At 61.6% G+C, this 21,593-nt stretch carries 17 protein-coding genes; 7 read left to right on the forward strand and 10 right to left on the reverse strand.

Going from position 1 to position 21,593, the window contains the following annotated elements:
• Positions 1-2: 2 nt before the first annotated feature.
• Together ABIE53_RS29870 and ABIE53_RS29875 are read right to left on the reverse strand one after the other, a co-directional pair.
• Positions 3-620 carry a (2Fe-2S)-binding protein gene (locus tag ABIE53_RS29870; RefSeq protein ID WP_181324960.1) on the reverse strand — a complete coding sequence of 206 codons (618 nt, stop codon included), beginning with the start codon at positions 618-620 and terminating at the stop codon, positions 3-5.
• Positions 617-3,439, reverse strand: coding sequence for a xanthine dehydrogenase family protein molybdopterin-binding subunit (locus tag ABIE53_RS29875; RefSeq protein WP_192698928.1), 2,823 nt, complete (start codon positions 3,437-3,439; stop codon positions 617-619). Before ABIE53_RS29875 ends, ABIE53_RS29870 begins: the two co-directional genes overlap by 4 nt.
• Before the next feature lie 276 nt (positions 3,440-3,715).
• Between ABIE53_RS29875 and ABIE53_RS29880 the strand changes: the two genes are divergently transcribed.
• A complete protein-coding gene (locus ABIE53_RS29880; RefSeq protein ID WP_192698927.1) occupies positions 3,716-4,063 on the forward strand; it encodes a hypothetical protein in 348 nt (115 codons plus the stop codon).
• Between the two features lie 71 nt (positions 4,064-4,134).
• Here the strand turns inward: ABIE53_RS29880 and ABIE53_RS29885 are convergent, their stop codons facing one another.
• The 3 genes from ABIE53_RS29885 to fdhA all read right to left on the reverse strand — a co-directional run bounded on the left by ABIE53_RS29885 (position 4,135) and on the right by fdhA (position 6,719).
• A complete protein-coding gene (locus ABIE53_RS29885) occupies positions 4,135-4,581 on the reverse strand; it encodes a DUF4279 domain-containing protein (RefSeq protein WP_192698926.1) in 447 nt (148 codons plus the stop codon).
• Positions 4,571-5,371, reverse strand: a complete 801-nt coding sequence (locus ABIE53_RS29890; RefSeq protein ID WP_107710898.1) for a hypothetical protein — start codon at positions 5,369-5,371, stop codon at positions 4,571-4,573. Before ABIE53_RS29890 ends, ABIE53_RS29885 begins: the two co-directional genes overlap by 11 nt.
• Before the next feature lie 148 nt (positions 5,372-5,519).
• Complete coding sequence (fdhA, locus tag ABIE53_RS29895; protein WP_029971749.1) at positions 5,520-6,719, reverse strand: formaldehyde dehydrogenase, glutathione-independent; 1,200 nt, start codon at positions 6,717-6,719, stop codon at positions 5,520-5,522.
• A 241-nt stretch (positions 6,720-6,960) separates the two neighbouring features.
• Between fdhA and betI the strand changes: the two genes are divergently transcribed.
• The 5 genes from betI to ampC all read left to right on the forward strand — a co-directional run bounded on the left by betI (position 6,961) and on the right by ampC (position 14,277).
• Positions 6,961-7,548, forward strand: coding sequence for a transcriptional regulator BetI (betI, locus tag ABIE53_RS29900; protein ID WP_107710899.1), 588 nt, complete (start codon positions 6,961-6,963; stop codon positions 7,546-7,548).
• 39 nt (positions 7,549-7,587) lie between these two features.
• Positions 7,588-9,057, forward strand: a complete 1,470-nt coding sequence (gene betB, locus ABIE53_RS29905; protein ID WP_192698925.1) for a betaine-aldehyde dehydrogenase — start codon at positions 7,588-7,590, stop codon at positions 9,055-9,057.
• 10 nt (positions 9,058-9,067) lie between these two features.
• Positions 9,068-10,753 carry a choline dehydrogenase gene (gene betA / locus ABIE53_RS29910; RefSeq protein WP_192698924.1) on the forward strand — a complete coding sequence of 562 codons (1,686 nt, stop codon included), beginning with the start codon at positions 9,068-9,070 and terminating at the stop codon, positions 10,751-10,753.
• 517 nt (positions 10,754-11,270) lie between these two features.
• Positions 11,271-12,914, forward strand: coding sequence for an alkyl/aryl-sulfatase (locus ABIE53_RS29915; protein WP_310075236.1), 1,644 nt, complete (start codon positions 11,271-11,273; stop codon positions 12,912-12,914).
• Between the two features lie 184 nt (positions 12,915-13,098).
• Positions 13,099-14,277, forward strand: a complete 1,179-nt coding sequence (ampC, locus tag ABIE53_RS29920; protein WP_192698923.1) for a class C beta-lactamase — start codon at positions 13,099-13,101, stop codon at positions 14,275-14,277.
• Positions 14,278-14,343: 66 nt separating this feature from the next.
• On the opposite strand, the gene ABIE53_RS29925 is transcribed toward ampC, so the two are convergent.
• A complete protein-coding gene (locus tag ABIE53_RS29925) occupies positions 14,344-15,762 on the reverse strand; it encodes an MFS transporter (protein WP_192698922.1) in 1,419 nt (472 codons plus the stop codon).
• A 307-nt stretch (positions 15,763-16,069) separates the two neighbouring features.
• Here ABIE53_RS29925 and ABIE53_RS29930 point away from each other — a divergent pair, with 307 nt between their 5' ends.
• Positions 16,070-17,173 (forward strand): LysR family transcriptional regulator, encoded by a 1,104-nt coding sequence (locus ABIE53_RS29930; RefSeq protein WP_310075241.1) that lies wholly within the window; start codon positions 16,070-16,072, stop codon positions 17,171-17,173.
• Between the two features lie 115 nt (positions 17,174-17,288).
• Here ABIE53_RS29930 and ABIE53_RS29935 read toward each other — a convergent pair whose 3' ends face one another.
• The 4 genes from ABIE53_RS29935 to ABIE53_RS29950 form a co-directional block, all read right to left on the reverse strand.
• Complete coding sequence (locus ABIE53_RS29935) at positions 17,289-17,552, reverse strand: hypothetical protein (protein WP_006052190.1); 264 nt, start codon at positions 17,550-17,552, stop codon at positions 17,289-17,291.
• 64 nt (positions 17,553-17,616) lie between these two features.
• Complete coding sequence (locus ABIE53_RS29940) at positions 17,617-18,273, reverse strand: sarcosine oxidase subunit gamma (RefSeq protein ID WP_192698921.1); 657 nt, start codon at positions 18,271-18,273, stop codon at positions 17,617-17,619.
• Entirely contained in the window at positions 18,263-21,265 is a 3,003-nt protein-coding gene (locus ABIE53_RS29945) for a sarcosine oxidase subunit alpha family protein (RefSeq protein WP_192698920.1), read from the reverse strand. The genes ABIE53_RS29940 and ABIE53_RS29945 overlap by 11 nt, the downstream gene beginning before the upstream one ends.
• Positions 21,262-21,576 carry a sarcosine oxidase subunit delta gene (locus tag ABIE53_RS29950; RefSeq protein WP_006052193.1) on the reverse strand — a complete coding sequence of 105 codons (315 nt, stop codon included), beginning with the start codon at positions 21,574-21,576 and terminating at the stop codon, positions 21,262-21,264. Before ABIE53_RS29950 ends, ABIE53_RS29945 begins: the two co-directional genes overlap by 4 nt.
• Between the last annotated feature and the right edge of the window lie 17 nt (positions 21,577-21,593).

The following is a 21,593-nucleotide window of genomic DNA, read 5'->3' on the forward strand; positions in this document are numbered from 1 at the left end:
CTTTAGACGTTCCTCACCAGTCCGGCTGTGTTCAGTACGAGGTCCTTCACCGCTTCGTAATAGCGTACGTAGCCCGTGCAGCGGCAAATATGCGCGTTGAGCGCCTCGGTGATCGTCTCCTCGACCTTGCTGCGTTCAATGGGCTGACGCTTGAGGCGCTCGATCAGCACCGTCGTCGCGTTGACGAATCCCGGCGTGCAATATCCGCACTGAAAGCTGAAGTGTTCGAGAAACTTCTGCTGGACCGGCGAGAGTGCGACAGGCTTGCCGCTCTCGTCACACGTCGCGTGAGCTTCGACCGTGCGGATTTTTTTGCCGTCGAAAAAGCTCGCGCCGGTAATGCACGATCGCACTTCTTCACTGCTGCCATCGGCGTTATCGAGAATGACGACGCATGCGTGGCACACGCCCTGGCCGCACCCCAGGCGCGAGCCTGTCAGCCCGAGGTACTCATGCAGAAAGTCGATCAGCATGAGCTGCTCCGGTACGCGGATCAGCCCGACGGATCGGCCATTGACCGTCATCGACACAGGTTGCATGGCGTAACGCGTCAGAGGCTTTTCGGCAACGCTTGCGATTGCGGAGGCTACTTCTGTGGAATCGGATATGGGCAGTGTCATACGAGCACCTCCTGAATTTTTTGTTGCGTAACGGGAAGGTCGCGGAAACGATGTCCAACCGCATGCGCAATGCCGTTCACGATGGCGCCGACGACCGGAATCATCACCACTTCGGCAATGCCTTTTGGCGGGTCGGTTTCTGTTAGCGGAGGCAGTACTTCACTCGTCTGGCTCCATACGGCAACGTCCGTCGAACGTGGCAAACGATAGCGGTTGAAATTCCATGTGCCGTTGCCGGGGCCGTCTTCGTAGAGCGGCAAATACTCATGCAGCGCATGGCCGATGCCCATCGCAAGACCGCCTTGCAACTGGCCCGAAACCAGTTGAGGCGACAACTGGTTGCCGCATTCGAGAATGGAGTGATGCGTCAATACTTCGACCTCGCCGCTCGACTCGTTCACTGCAAGTTCGACGAGCGTGCCGACCGCGCTGTAGTACGTGACCATTGCGTTATTGCGCTGCACGGGCGGAATGAACACGCGCTTTCGGTCGAGCACACGGTAGCTATTGAGCGTCGTCGCGGACTTCGGACCGTTCGGCATTGCGCCGTTGCCGTAGCGAAGCGACAGTCCGTCGATTGGCAAGCGCTCTATCTTGCCGCCGACTTCGAACTCGGCCTCGGTCCATTGCCAGCGATTGAATACATGCACGGTGGCGCCCGTCACGAGTCCGAGTTCGTGCGCCTTTTTCGCAATCTGCTCGAACGGCAATGCTTCCAGTCCATCCGCCGACAGCTTGCCGTTCACCCAGCGCGCGTCTTCTATGCGCACGACAAGCGATGCGGCCTGGCCGCCGCCCGCGCCGCTCGACCAGATCGACATTGCCGCCGGCCATAAGCCGTGCACAAAAAGAACGCGCGCTGCTTCGCGAGTACTGTGCGTGAAGTAATAGGCAGAGTTAGTCGCACTCGACGGCGACATAAAGTCCGGCGACCAACGCGGATTCCTCGAAAGGCGATCCTGATCCGCCTGCGACATCAGGTAAGGATCGCCGCTCGTGATTACCGGAAGATCGGGCCAGTCCGCCAACGCGAAATGCACGGTCGACGCCGGCACGCCGAGCCATTTCGCCACGGCAATGGCTTGCGATGTCGACATACCCGTGCCGATTTCCGAGCCCGAATGATGCAGCGTGATCTTGCCGTCTTCACTCATCTCGACTTTGGCGAAAGAACATTCGGCGCCTGTGCCGAAGTCTTTTTGCACGCACGCGAAGCCCACGCCATAGCGTTTGCCGGGATGCTCCGCTTCGTACTTCGCTTTCTTCTGCGCGCGGTTCTTCCACAATGGATGCGACTTTGCCTTTTGCAGAACTTCATCGACGCGAACAGCGCCAGCCGGTATTGCGCCCTGCGTATTCTTCATTCCCGACCGCAATGCGTTCGTGAGACGGAAATCGATTGGGTCGAGCTTCAGTTGTTCGGCGATTTCGTCGATCATCATCTCGGTTGCGGCCATGCTTTGCAGCGTGCCGTAGCCGCGCGCAGAGCCGGCATCGACTGCGCGCGACGCAATGGCGGTTGCAGTGAGATCGCTCTTCGGAAAGTAGTAGATCGATTGCGCGGCGGTCGCACCGACCATCGCCACAGACGGCGAGAAGTTCATGCGCCCGCCGCCATTCGCTTCGAGATCGCCTTTGAACGACTGAAGCAGTCCCGTCTTTCTGTCGACAGCAATGCGGTACTTCATGTTGAACGCATGGCGTTTGAGCGCGCTTTGAAACTGCTCGTAGCGATCGTTAGCGAGGCGCACCGGTCGGCCATCGCCATACATCGCAGCGACAAGACCATAGAACGGCATGTTGTAGTGATCTTTCGATCCATAACCGACCGTGTAGCATGGGTGAAGGAACACACTCTTCACCGCAAAGCGGCACTTCGCGACCATTTCCGCCACGCTTTGAGCCACTTCGGCAGGGCCTTGCGTGGGCACGATCATGTGAAGCGCGTGCGAGTCGGCGTCATACCAACAGTTCGCATTGTCCGGCTCGAGTGCGGCGGTATCGATCGACTGCGTGCTGTAGTCGCGCTCCATCACCAGCCAGTCCGCAGGCGGATGTGCGAGTTCTTCGGCGATGCCGTCTGCGAAGAAAATGCCTTGTTCGCCGAGCGATCCGCGCTCGACGCCATCCGGCCATACCGGTTGATGCTTGCGCATCGAGCCGGGAAACAACGGCGCGTTCTTCAGGCTTGAAAAGACGTCGTCGTCATACGGAGTCTTGCCGCCCACACGAACGAACCGGAACGTGCCCCACGGATCACGTTCGAGCGGTCCCGTCTGCTGGCCGTACTGGATGACGTCGTCGCGGAACTTGAGATAGTCCTTCGCGAGGCGAAAGCGCGCGAAGTCGTGGAAGATCAGAATTGCAACGGCATGGCCGAGATAAGCAGGCGTGTTGCTCTTCGGCAGAAGCATGTCGCTGCCGTAGAACGCGGGAAATTGCAGACCGTCGCGCGTGAGGTCGTCGGCGGTCACGAGGCGGTCCGGCATCAGGTCGTCGCCCAGTCCCGCGAGATTGAAGCCTTCGTACAGGCAGTCTGCACGCGTCGCGCGCAGGATCATCGCGTGTGATTGCTGCTGCGGCCAATGCGGCATATCCGATGCACGCATATCGCGAGCGAACACTTTTTCACCCTTGACCTTGGCGATGCCGTCGATGCGGAATTTGGGCTGGCCGCTCGCCGGGTCCCAATTGACCGGCGTCAGTATGCGTTCTTCGAACAACGCGGCAAAGGCACGCCCACCGACGGGCGCGAGATACACGGAAATGCCGGCGATGACGCTGGCCTTCAGAAAGCTACGGCGTGGAAGGCCGGCCATCTACTACTCCTGAAATATATGACTGCGCGCGTCGATCGAGCCGGCAAAGTTGCCCGCAGCGTTTAGGGGGCCGAATTATGGCACTGGCCCATGGGGTTATATGTTGATATTTGCAAAATATCGGCGTTGGACGTAAAGCGTTGTCAGCTTGCAGTGAGCTGGACGGCCGTCATCGAGAACGGAGACGCGATGGCGTGAATCGGAAGAGTCCTATTTCAGGTTCCGCTCTGGTTGTGCATCGTTGCGGTCCCGATGACACCCGTTTCCACTTTGAGAATGAAAAAGAAAACGTTGATGCAGATGAGCAGGCTCTGGTTCGTTGGGGGAAGCCTTGTGGCTCACCTTGCGTATGCGCAGGACCATTCAGGCATTGCAGAGCCGACGTTGCCCCTCGAAGTCACGCCGACTGTCGATATGCCCACGGCTGTCACCGCGGCGCCGAGACGAATGCTGCACCATTGGTCTCGCGTCGGCGCGTTGAGCGATGACCAGAAAAGTATGGGCGAAATGCTGGCGGAACACCCGGAACTGCAGACGCATTCGCATTCGACGTACTACTCGTGGTCGCTTCAGGTTGGGGAACGTGCACGGCTGCAGCCGCCGGGTAGTGAGTTTTCGCATTAGGGGGCGGCGGGTGTGGCGCTGCCGGGGGATGTGCAGCGCGCTGCAATGCTTCGGGCGAAGTGGGTTCCATCCTACCGATATTCGTCGATTTCGATCGTTCCGCGTATTGCTTCGATTATTGAGCGGATGTCGTCGGGTACGTCGGGCACGCGGTTTCCGGAGGGGTTAAACCAGAAGCAGGAGAACCCAACCCTCGCACCGTTCTGTTGCGCGATCTCCTTCAAACCCTCGCGGGGCAAACCAAGGCGCGCTATGAGATACCGCAAATGCGGTTCCAGCAGATCGCTTTCCACCGCCGATTCGCTGCTTACTCCCCACAGGCCCGTTTTCCCCAAAGCTTTACTGGACTTTCCGGAAGGAAGGGCAAATGACTTTCCTTTGACGATCGCGGTGTCAGGGGCTATCTGAAAGTACTGCGTCCAGAATTCCGGTGATACGGCGTCTCCGGTTATCAGGAAAGACGCGTAGGCTCCGGCGTCCGCGCTCGCATTTGATGTTGAAGACTGGTTATGGTGCATAGTCGTGAATGCTGTCCTCAAATATTTTCCCGTTGAATTCCACGTTGCCATTGTCGTGAAAGATGCTGTTATCCGCTGGTCCAAGACGGTTGGCATCTTTGAACTTGTGGAGCATAGTCCCGAACGTTTTGTAGTCGTAGCCAAGCATCTTCGCCGCATAGCGTGGATTATTCGTACTAGCCGCCAGTTCCTCTGTGTCGCCGCTCACCGGATCCGGCGCGTAATCGAACGGCTGCGCATCGCCAAGCGGCGTAGCGGTTTCGGTTAAATCGCTCGCGGCGTCGACCAATGACGAAGGAGCAGCATTCGCATACCGAGCCGTAACCGCATTCGCCCGGTCCACAATGTCGTTATAGCGGTCAATGTATGCCGTCGCGGCATCGTAGGACATTCCGCAATCGTTCATTAACGAGCTGCGGAAGCTCGGGACCCTCTCCGGCTTAGGCACCGGATTTCCCACCGCGCCTCCCGTCCGCGATTGCTCGGCAATCAGCACAACACTCTCGCCACGGATCATCGACTGCAACGTCTCTACGACCTCAACGTCAGCGCCATTCTTTGCCAACCGCTCGTGCCAATAGAAATTCGTCCCGAGAAACGCGCGGACCCGCCGAACGAGCGCCGCGTCTTTAGCCCACACATCGGCATATGCGCGTTGTGAGAACTTCTTGCCCTCTTCAACCGCCTCTTTCTGCTCGGTAGAAAGAAAGATACGCCCACTTCCATAGTCATCCTTACGGTACATCACCCACCGTTGAAACGAATCCGTCTTCAGTTCGGTTCCACCCATCGCGAGCCTCGTCGCTTATGACGGCGTAACCCTGGCAGATCGCCCGACACCCATGTTTTTGGGATCGCTCGCCACAAGCAAAAAACGCGTTGAACGTGACCACGTTCAACGCGTTTCCTTACTACAGGCTTCTAACTTCGTCCGAAGCTCAAGCCGCCTTCAACAGCCCATGCGGATCGATCACGAACTTGCGCGGCGCACCGCCGTCGAACTGGCGATAACCGTCCGGCGCCTGATCGAGCGACACCACCGTCACGTTCACGATGTCCGCAATCGGCAGACGGTCCCAAAGAATCGCCTGCATCAGATTGTGGTTGTACTTCATCACCGGCGTCTGGCCCGTGTGGAACGAATGCGACTTCGCCCAGCCGAGCCCGAAGCGGATGCTCAGACTCCCCTTGCGCGCGGCAGCGTCCGCGGCGCCCGGATCGTCGGTGACATAGAGCCCCGGAATACCGATCGCCCCCGCAGCCCTCGTGATTTCCATCAGCGAGTTCAGCACAGTGGCGGGTGCTTCCTCGTGCGAGCCGCTGCTGCCGTGGCCGTGCGCCTCGAAGCCCACGCAGTCCACCGCGCAATCCACTTCCGGCTTACCCAGAATCTGCTCGATCTGTTCGCCGAGCGTCGCATCCTTCGACAGATCGACGGTCTCGAATCCCATCTTGCGAGCATGCGCAAGGCGCTCCTCGTTCATGTCGCCGACGATCGTGCACGCCGCGCCCAACAGACGCGCCGACGCAGCCGCCGCCATGCCCACCGGCCCGGCGCCTGCGATATAAACCGTCGCGCCCGGCTTCACGCCTGCCATGACCGCGCCGTGATAACCGGTCGGCAGAATGTCGGACAGGCACGTCAGGTCGCGAATCTTCGACATCGCCTGCGCGCGGTCGGGAAACTTCAGCAGATTGAAGTCGGCATACGGCACCATCACGTACTCGGCCTGGCCGCCGATCCAGCCGCCCATATCCACGTATCCATAAGCGCCGCCCGCACGCGACGGGTTCACGTTCAGGCACACGCCGGTATGCTGCGACTTGCAGGTCGGACACCGTCCGCATGCCACGTTGAACGGCACGGAGACGAGATCGCCGACGCTCAGCGTCTCGACGTCGCGGCCGACCTCAATCACTTCGCCGGTAATCTCGTGGCCGAGCACGAGGCCGACTTCCGCGGTCGTGCGGCCCCGCACCATGTGCTGGTCGGAGCCGCAAATATTCGTGCTGACCACCTTCAGAATCACACCGTGACCGATCGCACGGCCGCGTGGGTCGACCATCTTCGGATAGTCGATCGATTGCACTTCAACCTTGCCCTGCCCCAGATAGACGACGCCGCGATTGCTGCTCATTGAATGTCTCCATGTCTTGTGAGCGGTGCGCGGCCTATGCGCCGCACGCCGTTCAACGAGCGTAGCGCCCGCCGCGGCCAACCACCTGCACCGAACCCGACACGAGTTTGGCCGAAACCGACATGGCCCTTCTTCGCAGGTTTTTATTGATTGACCGTTCAATATAAAAAAACTACCATGCGTCGATCGAACCTGCGGGCGAGGTGCCGGCAGCGAACCGTCTGATCTTTACAGTCACGCCATGCCCAAGCTCGGAATGCGCGAAATTCGCCGCGCGCAGTTGATCGACGCGACGCTGCTCACCATCGACCAGACCGGCCTCGCGGGCGCCACGCTCGCGTCGGTCGCGCAGCGCGCGAGCACTTCCACCGGCATCGTGAGCCACTATTTCGGCGACAAGGACGGTCTTCTCGAAGCCACCATGCGCCATGTGTTGCGCGATTTGTGGCAGGCCACGTCGCGTCGTCGTCGCGCGGCAAAAACAGACCCGCGCTCGAAACTGCGTGCGGTCGTCGCCGCCAATTTCGATGCCGAGCAAACCAGCGCGCCCGTCATGAAGACCTGGCTTGCGTTCTGGTCCGAGAGCATGCACAAGCCGCAATTGCGGCGTCTGCAGTATGTCAACACGCGCCGTTTGAACTCCAATCTGTGCGCGGATTTTTCGAAAGCCCTGCCGCGTGCGGCGGCGCGGCGCGCGGCCAGCGGTCTCGCGGCATTGATCGACGGATTGTGGCTGCGTGGCGCCTTGTCGGGCGAACCGTTCGACACGAAAGCGGCGCTGCGCGTCGCCAACGAATACATCGACCTGGTCCTGGCGGCGCGCGAATAGCGCGCAGCAGCCGGCGACATCTCTACAAAGGAGCACATGATGGCGGTATTCGCAATGCAACGTCTGTACATTGGCGGCGCTTACGTCGACGCGACCAGCGGTGAAACCTTCGACACCGTCGACCCCGCCACCGGCGAAACGCTCGCGACCGTGCAGCAGGCGAGTGCCGCGGACGTCGATCGCGCAGTGCAGTCCGCGCGCGACGGTCAGCGCGAGTGGGCCGCGCTCACGGCAATGCAGCGCTCGCGCATCCTGCGCCGCGCGGTCGAGATTCTGCGCGAGCGCAACGACGAACTCGCGCTGCTCGAAACGCGCGACACCGGCAAGCCGATCGCGGAAACGCAGGCGGTGGACATCGTGACCGGCGCGGACGTCATCGAGTATTACGCGGGACTCGCGACCGCTATCGAAGGGCAGCAGATTCCGCTGCGGCCGTCGTCGTTCGTGTACACGCGGCGCGAACCGCTCGGCGTTTGCGCGGGCATCGGCGCATGGAATTATCCGATTCAGATTGCGTGCTGGAAGTCCGCGCCCGCGCTTGCCGCAGGCAATGCGATGATATTCAAGCCGAGCGAGGTCACGCCGCTTACTGCGTTGAAACTCGCGGAAATCTACACCGAAGCCGGCGTGCCGCCTGGCGTGTTCAACGTCGTGCAAGGCGACGGCCGCGTAGGCGCGATGCTGGCCGCGCATCCGGACATCGAAAAGATTTCGTTCACGGGCGGAGTGGAAACGGGCAAGAAGGTGATGTCGATGGCGGGCGCGTCGTCGTTGAAAGAAGTGACGATGGAACTCGGCGGCAAGTCCCCGTTGCTCGTGTTCGACGACGCGAATCTCGAACGCGCCGCCGACATCGCGATGAGCGCCAACTTCTTCAGCTCGGGCCAGGTCTGCACGAACGGCACGCGCGTGTTCGTGCAGCGCAATGTGATCGAGCGCTTCGAGGCATTGCTGCTCGAACGCGTGAAGCGTATTCGCGTCGGTGCGCCGACCGGGGCGTCCACCAACTTTGGCCCGCTCGTGAGCGCCGCGCAATTGCAAAAGGTGCTCGGCTATATAGAAAGCGGTGTTAAGGAAGGCGCGCGTTTGATCGCGGGCGGCAAGCGTTTGACAGAAAATCATTATGCGCAAGGTCAATACGTAGAGCCAACTATCTTCACCGGTTGCCACGACGACATGCGAATCGTGCGTGAGGAAATCTTCGGGCCGGTCATGAGCATTCTCGTATTCGACGAAGAAGACGAAGCCATCGAGCGCGCGAATCGCACCGCGTATGGCCTCGCCGCCGGCGTCGTCACGGAAAACCTGGCGCGTGCGCATCGGGTGATTCATCGGCTGGAAGCAGGCATTTGCTGGATCAACACGTGGGGCGAGTCGCCCGCCGAAATGCCCGTGGGCGGCTATAAGCAATCCGGCGTGGGCCGCGAAAACGGCATCACGACACTCGAGCACTACACGCGCATCAAGTCCGTGCAGGTCGAGCTGGGCCCTTATCAACCGGTGTTCTGAGAGCGCTGCCATGAGTTCCAACGAATACGATTACATCATCGTCGGCGCGGGTTCGGCGGGCAACGTGCTGGCCTCGCGTCTCACGGAAGACGCCGACGTCACTGTGCTGCTGCTCGAAGCGGGCGGTCCCGATTACCGCTTCGATTTCCGCACGCAGATGCCCGCCGCCCTCGCCTATCCGCTGCAAGGGCGCCGCTATAACTGGGCGTACGAGACCGACCCCGAGCCGCATATGGACAACCGCCGCATGGAATGCGGACGCGGCAAGGGACTCGGCGGGTCGTCGCTGATCAACGGCATGTGCTATATCCGCGGCAACGCGCTCGATTACGACGGCTGGGCTCAGCGCCCAGGCCTCGAAAACTGGACGTATCTCGACTGCCTGCCGTACTTCCGCAAGGCGGAAACGCGCGACGTAGGCCCGAACGCCTATCACGGCGGCGACGGTCCGGTGCATGTGACCACCAGCAAGCCCGGCAACAATCCGCTGTTCGCGGCGATGGTCGAAGCCGGCGTGCAGGCCGGCTTTCCGCGCACCGACGATCTGAACGGCTATCAGCAGGAAGGCTTCGGCCCGATGGATCGCACAGTCACGCCCAAAGGCCGGCGCGCGAGCACGGCGCGCGGCTATCTGGACCGCGCGAAGGCGCGTTCGAACCTGACCATCGTCACGCACGGGCTGACCGATCGCGTGCTGTTCTCCGGCAAGCGCGCGGTCGGCGTCGCGTATCTGCAGCATGGCGCGGCCGTCAACGCGCATGCGCGCCGCGAAGTGCTAGTCTGCAGCGGCGCGATTGCATCGCCGCAATTGCTGCAACGCTCCGGCGTGGGCCGGTCGACGTGGCTGCGCGAACTGGACATTCCGCTCGTCCACGACTTGCCGGGCGTCGGCGAAAATTTGCAGGACCATCTGGAGATGTATATCCAGTACGAATGCAAGGAGCCCGTCTCGCTCTACCCCGCATTGCAATGGTGGAATCAGCCTGCTATTGGGCTCGAATGGATGGTGAACGGCACCGGCATCGGCGCGAGCAATCAGTTCGAAGCGGGCGGCTTTATCCGTACACGCGACGACGACTTGTGGCCCAACATCCAGTATCACTTTCTGCCGGTCGCGATCAACTACAACGGCTCGAACGCGATCAAGATGCATGGCTTTCAGGCACATGTCGGTTCGATGCGTTCGCCAAGCCGCGGACGCGTGAAGCTCACGTCGCGCGATCCGGCGGCGCATCCGAGCATCCTATTCAACTACATGGCCGATCCGCTCGACTGGCGCGAGTTCCGCGACGGCATTCGCATCACACGCGAGATCATGCGGCAGCCGGCGCTGGAGCGTTATCGCGGACGCGAGCTGAATCCCGGCGCCGAGCTGACTACCGACGCGCAACTCGACGCTTTCGTGCGGGCACGCGCCGAGACGGCGTTTCATCCTTCGTGCTCGTGCAAGATGGGCTACGACGACATGGCCGTGGTGGACAACGAAGGACGCGTGCATGGCATGGAGGGGCTGCGCGTGGTCGATGCGTCGATCATGCCGCTTATCACCACGGGCAATCTGAACGCGCCGACCATCATGCTGGCCGAGAAGATCGCCGACCGGATTCGTGGACGCGAGGCATTGGCGCGCGTGGACACGCCCTACTTCGTCGCGAACGGTGCGCCCTTCAGAAAGCGCGAACGTGTGACCGTTTAGCGCATTGCGTCAGCCGCCCGATTCTGTTTGCGAATCATGAGGCCGTCAGGCGGTCACGCATCTCGTTCTTGACTTCCTCCTACCCAACATCCAGATTAGATCAGGAGTATTGAAAGCTCTCTGAGGACTCGTTGTCAGCAGATGGATGTTGTTGGCAAACCGCTAGCGTAGGCCCGGAGGCAAGATGAAATGGTTAGCATGGCTGTTGCCGTTAAGCATAGGTGCGCAGGCATATGCACAATCGAACGAAGCAGGCGCGACTAGTCCCGCGAGAAACGACGCAACGACACAGACCAGGCAGGTAAACCAGCAGATCGGGAGTTACCTGAATCTCGCAGACAAACGGGATTTCGAGGATGCAGGACGCGGCTTCATATCGTCCCTGCCGCAACCAGTTCTGACCACCGCGTCGGGCCGTACGGTGGTCGACCTCACACGCTGAGCTTTCCTGCGTCCCGGAACCGAAGCTCCGCCAACGGTCAATCCAAGCCTGTGGCGTCAGGAGCAGATACTGACGATGAACGGCCTGTTCAAGGTGGTCGACGGCATCTATCAGGTGCGCAATATCGACCTGGCCAACATCACGTTTATTCGAGGGGCGACCGGCTGGATCGTAGTCGATACCGGAAGTTCAGCCGAGACAGCGAAGGCAGCGTTGGAACTGGTCAATGAAAAGGTCGAACGCCGGCCGGTTAGCGCCGTCATCATCACGCATAGCCACGTCGACCATTTCAGCGGCATCAGAGGCGTGGTCGACGAAAAAGACGTGGCCTCGGGCAAGGTTCCATTGATCGCGCCGGAAGGCTTCATGGAAGAAGCAATCAGCGAGAACATTTTCGCTGGAAACGCAATGAGCCGCCGCGCGTCGTACATGTACGGCGATCTTCTCGAGAAAGACCCGAAAGGTACGGTCGGCAGCGGCCTCGGCCTCGTCAATGCGACCGGCACGCTCACGCTGCTTCAACCGAACCGCCTCATCAAGAAGACGGGCGAGAAGCTGACGGTGGACGGCGTCGACGTCGTCTTTCAGATGGCGCCAGGCACCGAAGCGCCCGCCGAGATGCTGTTCTACTTCCCGCAGTTCAAGGCGCTCGATCTCGCCGAAGACGCGAATCATTCGTTGCATAACATTCTGACGCTCAGAGGCGCGAAGGCGAGAAGCGCGCAGAAGTGGGCTGCGGCGCTCGATCAAACCATTGCCATGTTCGGCAACGACGCTCAAGTGTCTTTCGGAAGCCACCATTGGCCGCAGTGGGGAAATGAACGCGTCGTCGAGCATTTGTCGAAACAGCGGGACCTGTACAAGTACATCAACGATCAGACACTGCGCATGGCCAACGAAGGCTTGACCATGCATGAAATCGCCGAACAGTTCGTGCTTCCCGATTCGCTCGCCAAGGAATTTTATAACCGTGGCTATTACGGCAATCTGAAACACGACGTCAGATCGACTTATCAACTCTACCTGGGATGGTGGGATGCCAATCCCGCGAACCTCGATCCGCTTCCACCCACCGAAGAAGCGAAGAAATACGTCGAGCTTATCGGCGCCGACAAGATCATGGCGAACGCGCGTGACGCCTATAGCAAAGGCGAGTACCGATGGGTCGCCACCATCACCAACAAGCTGGTATTCGCGCAACCTGATAATCAGGCCGCGCGGCGTCTCGAAGCCGATGCACTTGAACAGTTGGGCTATCAGTCGGAATCGGGCACCGTCCGCAATGTTTATCTGAGCGGCGCTCACGAGTTGCGCGGTGGCGTGAAGAAGATGGCCGGCGTGAACACGGCGGCACCCGACATCATCACGGCCATGTCGCCGGAAATGTTCCTCGACTTCCTGGCGATCCACCTGAACGGCCCGCGCGCGGCCAATAAAAACTATGCGTTCAATCTGATCCTCCCCGACGTGAAGAAGCAATTTGCGCTTACCGTGCGCAACGGTGTGATGAACTATGTGGAAGGCCGTCCATTGGAGCATGCCGACGGAACGATCACGTTCGACAAGTCGACCCTGGACGACATCGCGCTCGGCAATGTGAAGCTGCAGCAATTGTCCGAGACGGGTAAGGTGAAGTTCGACGGCGATAAAGCGAAGTTCCGGGAAATGCTCGGAATGTTCGATAAGTTCGATTACTGGTTTTCTATCGCGGAACCGTAAGCATTTTCCAACGGCGCGATTACGGTTGCGAGGAGACCGTATTGCGCTCACCGCGAACTGCAACTGCACGCCCTCAGTTTTTCTTGACCCTCGCATAAGTTATCGTCGATTGTCAGCGCTTTGCCAAAGCGGGATAGTGCTGCGTCTGGACACCCGCCGATAACCGTTCGAGGAAGCATTGCACATGAAGCTAAAAGCCGTGAGCCTGATGGTCACCCTGCTGTTTGCGCTGGGCGCACCTGCGCAGGCAAGCCGCGCGGCAAGCGAAGGCGAAGCCGAACGCCAGGTGAAATCCGTAGTGGACTCCGCAATCGAGCCGCTAATCGCGAAACATCATGTGCCCGGGATGGCGGTCGGAATCGTCGCCAATGGCAAAACCTACGTCTTCGACTACGGCATGGCATCGGCGGAAACCGGCAAGCCGGTCACGCAGCGCACGCTCTTTGAAATCGGCTCCGTGAGCAAGACATTCACCGCGACGCTCGCCGAATATGCGCAGTTGAACGGCCATCTGAGGCTATCGGACCCGACGCAAACATACTTGCCGTCCTTGCGAGGCAGCGCATTCGGCAAGGTTAGCCTGCTGAATCTCGCCACGCACACGCCCGGCGGTCTGCCGCTCCAGGTGCCCGACGAGATCCACGACAACGCGCAGTTGTTGCAGTACTTCAGCACATGGAAACCGGCCTACGCGCCGGTCACGTATCGTACCTACGCGAATCCGGGGATCGGCACGCTCGGTCTGATCACGGCGAAAAGCATGAATCAGGACTTTGCGTCGCTGATGGAGCAGCGCCTGTTTCCGGCGCTCGGCATGACGAGCAGCTACATCCATGTTCCGCCGACGAAAATGTCCGACTACGCGCAGGGCTACACGAAGGACGGCGCGCCGATCCGCATGAAAGGCGGCGTGCTCGCCGACGAAGCGTACGGCGTGAGGACCACCGCCGCCGACATGCTGCGTTTCGTGCAAGCGAACATGAATCTGATCGACGTCGACAGCCAGCTTCAGCGCGCGATCACGGCGACACACACGGGCTACTTCAAGGCCGGCGTGCTGACGCAGGACCTGATATGGGAGCAGTACGCGTATCCCGTCACGTTGACGACCTTGCACGAAGGCAATGCGCCCGCGATGGCCACCACGGCGACGCCGGTCATCGCAATCGAGCCGCCCTTGCTGCCGCAGCAGAATGTGTGGATCAACAAAACCGGTTCGACGAATGGGTTCGGCACCTACGTTGCCTTCATTCCGCAGAAACACGTCGGCGTCGTTTTGCTTGCCAACAGGAATTTCCCGATCGAGGACCGCGTGAGCGCTGCGTATCGGATCGTGTCGGCACTGGTGGCGAGCAAACAGTAAGCGCCGATGCCCGGTTAGCTGTGAAGAGCGCAGCCGACAACGACTGCGCTCTTCGCGGGTGGGTCGTCAATCGCGCACCGGACTCAGCACGCCGTGCGCGTCGGTCTCCACCGCTTCCGAGACGAGCGTCTCCAGCGCGAGTCCGCGTGTTTCGATGCCGAGTATCCACACAGCCGCGGCCGCGATCACGAAACACATTGCGCCGAGCGAGAACACGCCGCCCTGTCCGAACATCGGCAGCACGACGCCGACCACGTACGGCCCGATCAGCGAGCCCACGCGGCCGATTGCCGACGCGAAACCGGAGCCCGTCGCGCGCGCGCCGGTGCCGTACAGTTCCGGCGTGTACGTGTAGAGCACCGCCCACATCGCGAACAGGAAAAACTGCATCGCGAGACCGGCGCAAATCAGCAGCGTGGGCGTTTGCGCGTGCAGCGCGGTTTGTCCATAGACGTAGGCCATCACCGCACTGCCCGCGAGCGACGCGATACATGTCGGCTTGCGTCCCCAACGCTCGACCAGCCACGCCGCGCAGATAAATCCGGGAATGCCGCCGAGCGAAATCAGCACCGTATACAGCACCGACTTCGTCACCGCGAAGCCCGCCTGCTGCATCAACGCGCCGAGCCACGAAGTCAATCCGTAAAAGCCGAGCAGCGCAAAGAACCACAACGTCCACACCATGATCGTGCGACGCCGGTAAGCCGCGCTCCAGATCTCGCGAAACGCGCCCGCGCCTTTGGCGGCCACCGGTTCGACCAGCATGACCGGCTCGCGCAAACGGCTCAGACCGGCGGCCTTCATCACCTTGACCTCGATGTCGGCGAGAATTTTATCGGCCTCGCCGTGACGTCCGCGATGTTCGAGCCAACGCGGCGACTCGGGCACGACACGGCGCACGATCAGCACAAACACGGCCGGAATCGCGAGCAACGCGAACTCCGTGCGCCAGCCATAGGCGGGCAGCACGAAGTACGACACCACGCCCGCCGTGATGAAACCGAGCGGCCAGAAGCCGTCCATCAACGCAATCAGGCGTCCGCGCGACGAAGCGGGAACGAATTCCGACAGCAGCGTTTGCGCGATCGGAAACTCCATGCCCATGCCGAAGCCGAGCAGCACGCGATAGAAAATCAGCGCTTCGACGCTTTGCGCCGTCGAACAGAGATACGATGCGAGGCCCCACAGCACCATGCTCCACTGAAAAACCGGCCGGCGTCCGAAGCGATCGGCCAGCAGTCCCGCCACGGCCGCACCGCCCACCATGCCGAAGAAGCTCGCACTCGCGACGAGCCCCGCGGTTGCCGTCGACAAGCCGAATTCGGTCTTGATCGAACCGAGCACGAAGGTCATCGTGCCGAGATCGACGGAATCGAAGAAGAACGCAATCGCGATGATGATGAAGATGGTCCGGTGATAACCGGAGAACGGCAGCCGTTCGAGTCGCGCGGCGGCAGTTGCGCGAGGCTGAGAAACGGTAGGCATGGCATCCCCTGAATGATGCGGCGACGGCCGCGAGTGATGTTTCGAGCAGCGTTTTCAGTAGACGCCGACATAAATCGGCCACATAGAAGAAATACGTCATCCGGATGGAACAAGGGCGTCGTGAGGACGTTGTGTTAAGTTGATCGCCTCCTTTTTTTCTTGCGGATTTTTTTACGCGAAGGCACGGTCCTGACGTTGCCTCCTGACGTTGGCTCCGATTGCGGCGCGCGCGATTTTCTAGGGACAATGGCTGTTCGGACTGGGCACTGATTCGGGTAACGACTTGACGACCGCATTCACCAGACAAGTGGCATCCACGAGGTTTTCGCCGCCGCGCATCGGCTCGAAAACGGTCCGGCGCGCCGACCTGCTCACGCATCTCGAGCGCATGCGGCACGCCACGCTTGCGCTCGTCACCGGGAGCGCGGGCTACGGCAAGACCACCCTCCTCGCCCAATGGCGCGAGCGATGCGTGAAGGCGGGCGCGGACGTCGCGTGGTTATCGCTGAGCGCGGACGAAGCCGATTGGTCGCTCGCCGCCGCGGCGCGGCGCGTTCACCTGTCGCAACCCGCGTTGACGCGCAGCATTCAGGCGCTCGAGGCGCAAGCCGGCTTGCCGCTGTGCGAGCGAGGCCCGCGCGGCGTCAAACTGAACGCCGCGGGGCAGATGGTGGCCGAACGGGCAAGGCGCATTCTGTTCGAGACCAACAGCCTCGCCCGCGATCTGGTTCTTCTACAGCAGCATGAAGTGGGGAGTGTGGACTTCGGGCTTGGGCCGCTGCCGGCCGCGATCATGCTGCCGGAGGTGCTCTGCACGCTCAATCGCGATTGGCCTGGGCTGCGCGTGAACGCGGAAGTCAATGAAGGAGAAGCGCTGGTCGAATCGCTGCGCACGGAGCGGCTCGACTTCGTCGTGGTCGAACATCGTTACGCCCCGCTCTCCGCGGAACTGAAAATTCACCGCTTGCCTGTCGAGCCTGCCGGCTGTTTCGTTCGTCCGCAGCATCCGTTGCTGGCGGGCGAGATGACAGTGGAACGTCTGCGGCAAGCCGCGCTCGCTTGTGTGCGCGCGCCGCATAGTGCGCAGCAAAGGATGCGTGAGGTTCTCGGTTGTCTGCCGGGCGAGAACCTGCGCTTTCAGGTCGTCACCAACGATTTTCATGCGCTGGTTCACGTCACGCGTCGCTCGGATCTCGTCCTGCTGTCGCCGACGCGCGCGGTGCAGAACGAATTGCAGACAGGCAGCCTCGTGCAGTTGACCGCACCGGCGATATTCAACCTTTCCGCGCAATTTGCCGTGGTCAGCCTGACGCAGCGCGCGCTGTCGCCGTCCGCGCAGCGGGCGATTGTCGCGATCGAGGCCGCGAGCGGTTCGACAGCAAGCGCGTCATTTCCAGAGCAGCCCGCGTAGGCTCGATGAGCCCACTCGCGGGCACGTCTTACGATGTCAAAGACAACGCGGTGCGTGGTCAGTGCCCGGTAACAGCGCGGCCAACACATCACAACGCCGAATCGAAAGCCAACGCCTACGAACGCATGCGCGCCCGCGCCGCGCCCGCAATGCGCGCGAGCGTCTCCGCACTCAAACGCGCGGCGACTTTCCGCACATAGTCATGATGCCGCGCCTGCAACGGCGCGCCGAGTTGCTGCGCGAGCAGATAGCGGATCAGCGCAATGCGCCGGTGCCGCAGCAGCATGCTTTGATCGAGCAGCGCGAGCGCGGCATCGGCATCGCCTTGGTGGCACGCGCGCTCGGTGAGTCGCGCGGTGACGACACGGGTCGACGTCATGTGAGTCCCGCAACGGGAAAACCGCGAGCGGCGCGTGAGAGCAGCGCTCGCGGCGTGACGGCGGTCACGACATCAGCGGCTCGGCTGCGTCGAGCATGATCTTCACGAAGTAATCCGCGAAGCTGCGGCGCACGACGATGTCGAAGCTGTCCGCGCCGGTCGGCACGAGCGTGATCGACGCCTTGAAATAATGGCTTTGCGCGCACTGCCCTTCGCCGAACAGCTTCGGATGAAGATCGAGCGGACAGCCGCGCGACAGCACTTCACGCGTACGCGTGCCGCTGATTTCGAGCACCGTATAACCACTGCCGATGTCCACCGCCGACGCGAATACCCCTGCAAACGCAGTGCCGAGCGCCGCTTGCAACGGCGCGGTGCGCGTCGCGTCGTGCGTCATCGCCGAGCGCACGAGCCACTCGTCCGGGCCGAGCCACAGCATGTCGTAGCCGTTGCCGCGCGCGATCGTGTTGGGTGTCTCCGGCGGCTTGCAGCCGAGCACCTGTTCGACTGCCTGCACGAACGCGGCGTCGCGCGTATCGCCGCGCACATTCACGAGCTGAAGAAACGGCCGCTCGGTCAGCCTGAATGCCGCGGTCGCCGAAGCCTGATGCTTCTTCAGGAGCGCATCCACGCCCACGAGCGGCGACTCCTGCCACACGCCGGTCTGCTTGCCGACGGCGCGATCCACCACCGACGCCGCCGTTTTCGTTTCATTCCACATGTTGACGCGCTCCTTCGCTGTCGTAGAACACCGAACTGGTGATCTTCGCTGCAATCTGTTTGCCGCTCGAAAGCGGGACCGTGACCGTTTCGCCGATCTTGTCGAGGCCGCCCTTCACGACCGCCATCGCGATCGAGCGCTTCAGGATCGGGCTGTAATAGCTCGACGTGACGTGTCCGAGCATCGGCGCGGTCTCGCCCTGGAACGGCCCCGCGACGATCTGCGAGCCTTCGGGTATCACGAACGACGGATCGTCCGCGAGCAGTCCGACAAGTTGCTTGCGCCCCGCCTTCGCCGTGTCCGAACGCGTGAGCGAACGCTTGCCGAGAAAGTCCTTCGACTTCGCGACGAGCCCGCCCATGCCGACGTCATGCGGCGTCATCGAACCGTCGGTATCCTGACCGACGATGATGTAGCCCTTCTCCGCGCGCAACACGTGCATCGTTTCCGTGCCGTACGGCGTGATGTCGAATTCGGCGCCCGCGGCCATCAACGCTTCCCACACCGCGCGTCCGACGTTCGCCGGCACGTTCACTTCATACGCGAGTTCGCCCGAGAAGCTGATGCGCATCACGCGCGACGCCGCGCCCGCGACCGTGCCTTCGCGATAGCTCATGAACGGAAACGCCGCGTTCGCGAAGTCGATGTCGTGGCAAACCTTTTGCAAGACCTTGCGGCTATTCGGGCCGACCACGGCGAAGGTCGCCCAGTGATCCGTGACCGACGCGAGGCGCACGCGCATGTCGGGCCATTCCGTTTGCAGCCAGCGTTCGAGCCAGGTGAGCACGCGCGCGGCGCCGCCGGTCGTGGTCGTCATCATGTAGTGCCGGTCGGCGAGGCGCACGGTCACGCCGTCGTCGAAGATCATGCCGTTTTCGTCGAGCATCAGACCGTAGCGGCACTTGCCGACTTCGAGCTTGCTCCACGGATTCGTATAGACCCAGTTCAGCAGCTTCGCCGAATCGGGGCCCTGAATGTCGATCTTGCCGAGCGTGGACGCATCGAGAATGCCGACGCTCGTGCGCACCGCGAGCGATTCGCGCGCGACGGCCGCATGCAGGTCTTCACCCTTCTTCGGGAAGTACCAGGGGCGCTTCCAGTTGCCGACGTCCTCGAATTCCGCGCCGTTTTCGACGTGCCATTCGTGCACCGCCGTCTTGCGCACGGGATCGAGAAACTCGCCGAGCTCGCGCCCTGCGAAGGTGCCGAACGTGACCGGCGTGTAGTTCGGGCGGAACGTCGTCGTGCCGGTTTCCGGAATCGTCTTGCCGAGCGCCTGCGCGAGAATCGCCATGCCGTTGATGTTGCCGAGCTTGCCCTGATCGGTGCCGAAGCCCATCGCGGTATAACGCTTCACGTGTTCGACCGACTCGAAGCCTTCGCGCGCGGCAAGGAAAATATCCGCGGCCGATACGTCGTTCTGGAAGTCGACGAACTGCTTCGGCCCACGCGTGGCGAGTTCGCGTCCGCCGACGAGCCACAGCGGCTGCATCTTCGCTTCGGTGATCTCGGCGACCTGCACGGTGTTCGGCCGCTTGACGATATAGCCCGCCGCGCGCGCCGCTTCGACGCCGGCATCGACGGCGAAACGAATGCCCTGGCCCAGCGTGAAGTCGCCATTGCAGGCGCCCACGCTTGTTTCCGGCTGCATCACCTTGCCGGGCACGAAGCAGGCTTTGTCGTCATGCCAATGCGCCTTGCCGCCCGATTGCGCGAACAGATGCAGCACAGGGCTCCAGCCGCCCGACATCGCGAGCAGATCGCACGGCAACTCGCCTTGCTTGGCGCCGACCTGACCGTTCGCGTACGAAGCGACATCGACGGAAGCCACGCGCAATTTGCCGTGCGCCGCGGTGATCACCGCACCGCTGATCACTTTCACGCCGTAGCGGCGTGCGAGTGCAGGCAGCGTGCCTTTCGATTCGCCCGCGCGTGGGTCGATCACCGTGACTTGCGCGCCGGCTGCTTTCAGATCGAGCGCGCATTGATAGCCGTCGTCGTTGTTCGTAAACACGATCGCGTCGCGGCCCGGCAGCACGGCGTAGCGATGCAGATACGTCGACACCGCCGACGCGAGCATCACGCCAGGCAGATCGTTGTTGCCGAACACGATGGGACGCTCATGCGCGCCGGTTGCGAGAATCACGCGTTTCGCGCGGATTTTCCACATCAGTTCGCGCGTGCCCTTGCGTTGCGACACCGGCAGATGATCGGTCAGACGCTGCGTGACCGTCACGAGATTGTGGTCCTGATAGCCGAACGCGGTGCTGCGCGACAGAATCTTCACGCCGGGCATTTGCCGCAATTCGTCTTCGATCTTGTGAACCCATTGCAAAGCCGGCTTGCCGTCGATCTCCGCGCGGCACGACAGCAGCGAGCCGCCGAGTTCCGGCTGATCGTCGACCAATGTCACGCGCGCGCCCGACAGCGCCGCCGCATGCGCGGCCGCGAGACCCGTTGGCCCGCCGCCGACCACCAGCACGTCGCAATGCGCGAAGCACTTGTCGTAGCGATCGGCGTCGAGTTGCTCCGGCGCCTTGCCGAGACCCGCCGCGTCGCGAATCACTTCTTCGTACTTCGGCCAGAACTTGCGCGGCCACATGAAGGTCTTGTAGTAGAAGCCCGCCGGAATAAAGCGCGCGATCTTCTGATTGACCGCCATGCGATCCTTCTCGATGCTCGGCTTCGCGTTCACGCTATTCGCGACGAGCCCCTGATACAGCTCGACTTCAGTGGCACGCGCATTCGGCACCGTGTACGCGCCCGTTTCGAGTTGCACGACGGCATTCGGCTCTTCCACGCCGGCGGTCACGATGCCGCGCGGCCGGTGATACTTCCAGCTACGCGCGACGAAATGCAAGCCGTTCGCGAGCAACGCGGAAGCAAGCGTGTCGCCCTGATAGCCCTGATACTGGCGTCCGTTGAAGGTGAACGTGAGCGGCAATGCGCGGTTGATGCGCCCGCCATTCGGGAGTCGGTCTTTCTGGCTCATTGCGTCTTGCCCTCTTGTGCGTTGCCGTCGTTGCTGTCCATCTTCAGCAGCGGACGGTCGAACGTTTCGTAGCCCTGAATCTCATAGCTCACCGTGTCGCGCTGCGCCTTGAACCAGCGGCGGCAGCCTTGCGCATGCATCCATTGCTCGCGATGCACGCCGCGCGAATTCTTGCGCATGAACAGGTAGTCGCCCCATTCCTTGTCGGTGAGTTTTTCGGTGTCGAGCGGACGCATGATGTCCGCTTCGCCGCCGCAGGAAAATTCGGTTTCGGCGCGTGGCCCGCACCAGGGGCATTCGATCAGCAGCATGGTTGTCTCTCTATCTG

This window comes from Paraburkholderia sp. OAS925, from assembly GCF_040543975.1.
GTDB classification, from domain to species: domain Bacteria; phylum Pseudomonadota; class Gammaproteobacteria; order Burkholderiales; family Burkholderiaceae; genus Paraburkholderia; species Paraburkholderia graminis.

Excerpts from the sequence above, each read along its gene's own strand:
- ABIE53_RS29915 (WP_310075236.1), top strand. The coding sequence starts at position 11,271 with ATGAACGGCCTGTTCAAGGTGGTCGACGGCATCTATCAGGTGCGCAAT.
- betB (WP_192698925.1), top strand. The coding sequence starts at position 7,588 with ATGGCGGTATTCGCAATGCAACGTCTGTACATTGGCGGCGCTTACGTC.
- ABIE53_RS29950 (WP_006052193.1), bottom strand. The coding sequence starts at position 21,576 with ATGCTGCTGATCGAATGCCCCTGGTGCGGGCCACGCGCCGAAACCGAA.
- betA (WP_192698924.1), top strand. The coding sequence starts at position 9,068 with ATGAGTTCCAACGAATACGATTACATCATCGTCGGCGCGGGTTCGGCG.
- betI (WP_107710899.1), top strand. The coding sequence starts at position 6,961 with ATGCCCAAGCTCGGAATGCGCGAAATTCGCCGCGCGCAGTTGATCGAC.
- ABIE53_RS29885 (WP_192698926.1), bottom strand. The coding sequence starts at position 4,581 with ATGCACCATAACCAGTCTTCAACATCAAATGCGAGCGCGGACGCCGGA.
- ABIE53_RS29945 (WP_192698920.1), bottom strand. The coding sequence starts at position 21,265 with ATGAGCCAGAAAGACCGACTCCCGAATGGCGGGCGCATCAACCGCGCA.
- ampC (WP_192698923.1), top strand. The coding sequence starts at position 13,099 with ATGAAGCTAAAAGCCGTGAGCCTGATGGTCACCCTGCTGTTTGCGCTG.
- fdhA (WP_029971749.1), bottom strand. The coding sequence starts at position 6,719 with ATGAGCAGCAATCGCGGCGTCGTCTATCTGGGGCAGGGCAAGGTTGAA.
- ABIE53_RS29875 (WP_192698928.1), bottom strand. The coding sequence starts at position 3,439 with ATGGCCGGCCTTCCACGCCGTAGCTTTCTGAAGGCCAGCGTCATCGCC.
- ABIE53_RS29870 (WP_181324960.1), bottom strand. The coding sequence starts at position 620 with ATGACACTGCCCATATCCGATTCCACAGAAGTAGCCTCCGCAATCGCA.
- ABIE53_RS29925 (WP_192698922.1), bottom strand. The coding sequence starts at position 15,762 with ATGCCTACCGTTTCTCAGCCTCGCGCAACTGCCGCCGCGCGACTCGAA.
- ABIE53_RS29880 (WP_192698927.1), top strand. The coding sequence starts at position 3,716 with ATGAAAAAGAAAACGTTGATGCAGATGAGCAGGCTCTGGTTCGTTGGG.
- ABIE53_RS29935 (WP_006052190.1), bottom strand. The coding sequence starts at position 17,552 with ATGACGTCGACCCGTGTCGTCACCGCGCGACTCACCGAGCGCGCGTGC.
- ABIE53_RS29940 (WP_192698921.1), bottom strand. The coding sequence starts at position 18,273 with ATGTGGAATGAAACGAAAACGGCGGCGTCGGTGGTGGATCGCGCCGTC.
- ABIE53_RS29890 (WP_107710898.1), bottom strand. The coding sequence starts at position 5,371 with ATGGGTGGAACCGAACTGAAGACGGATTCGTTTCAACGGTGGGTGATG.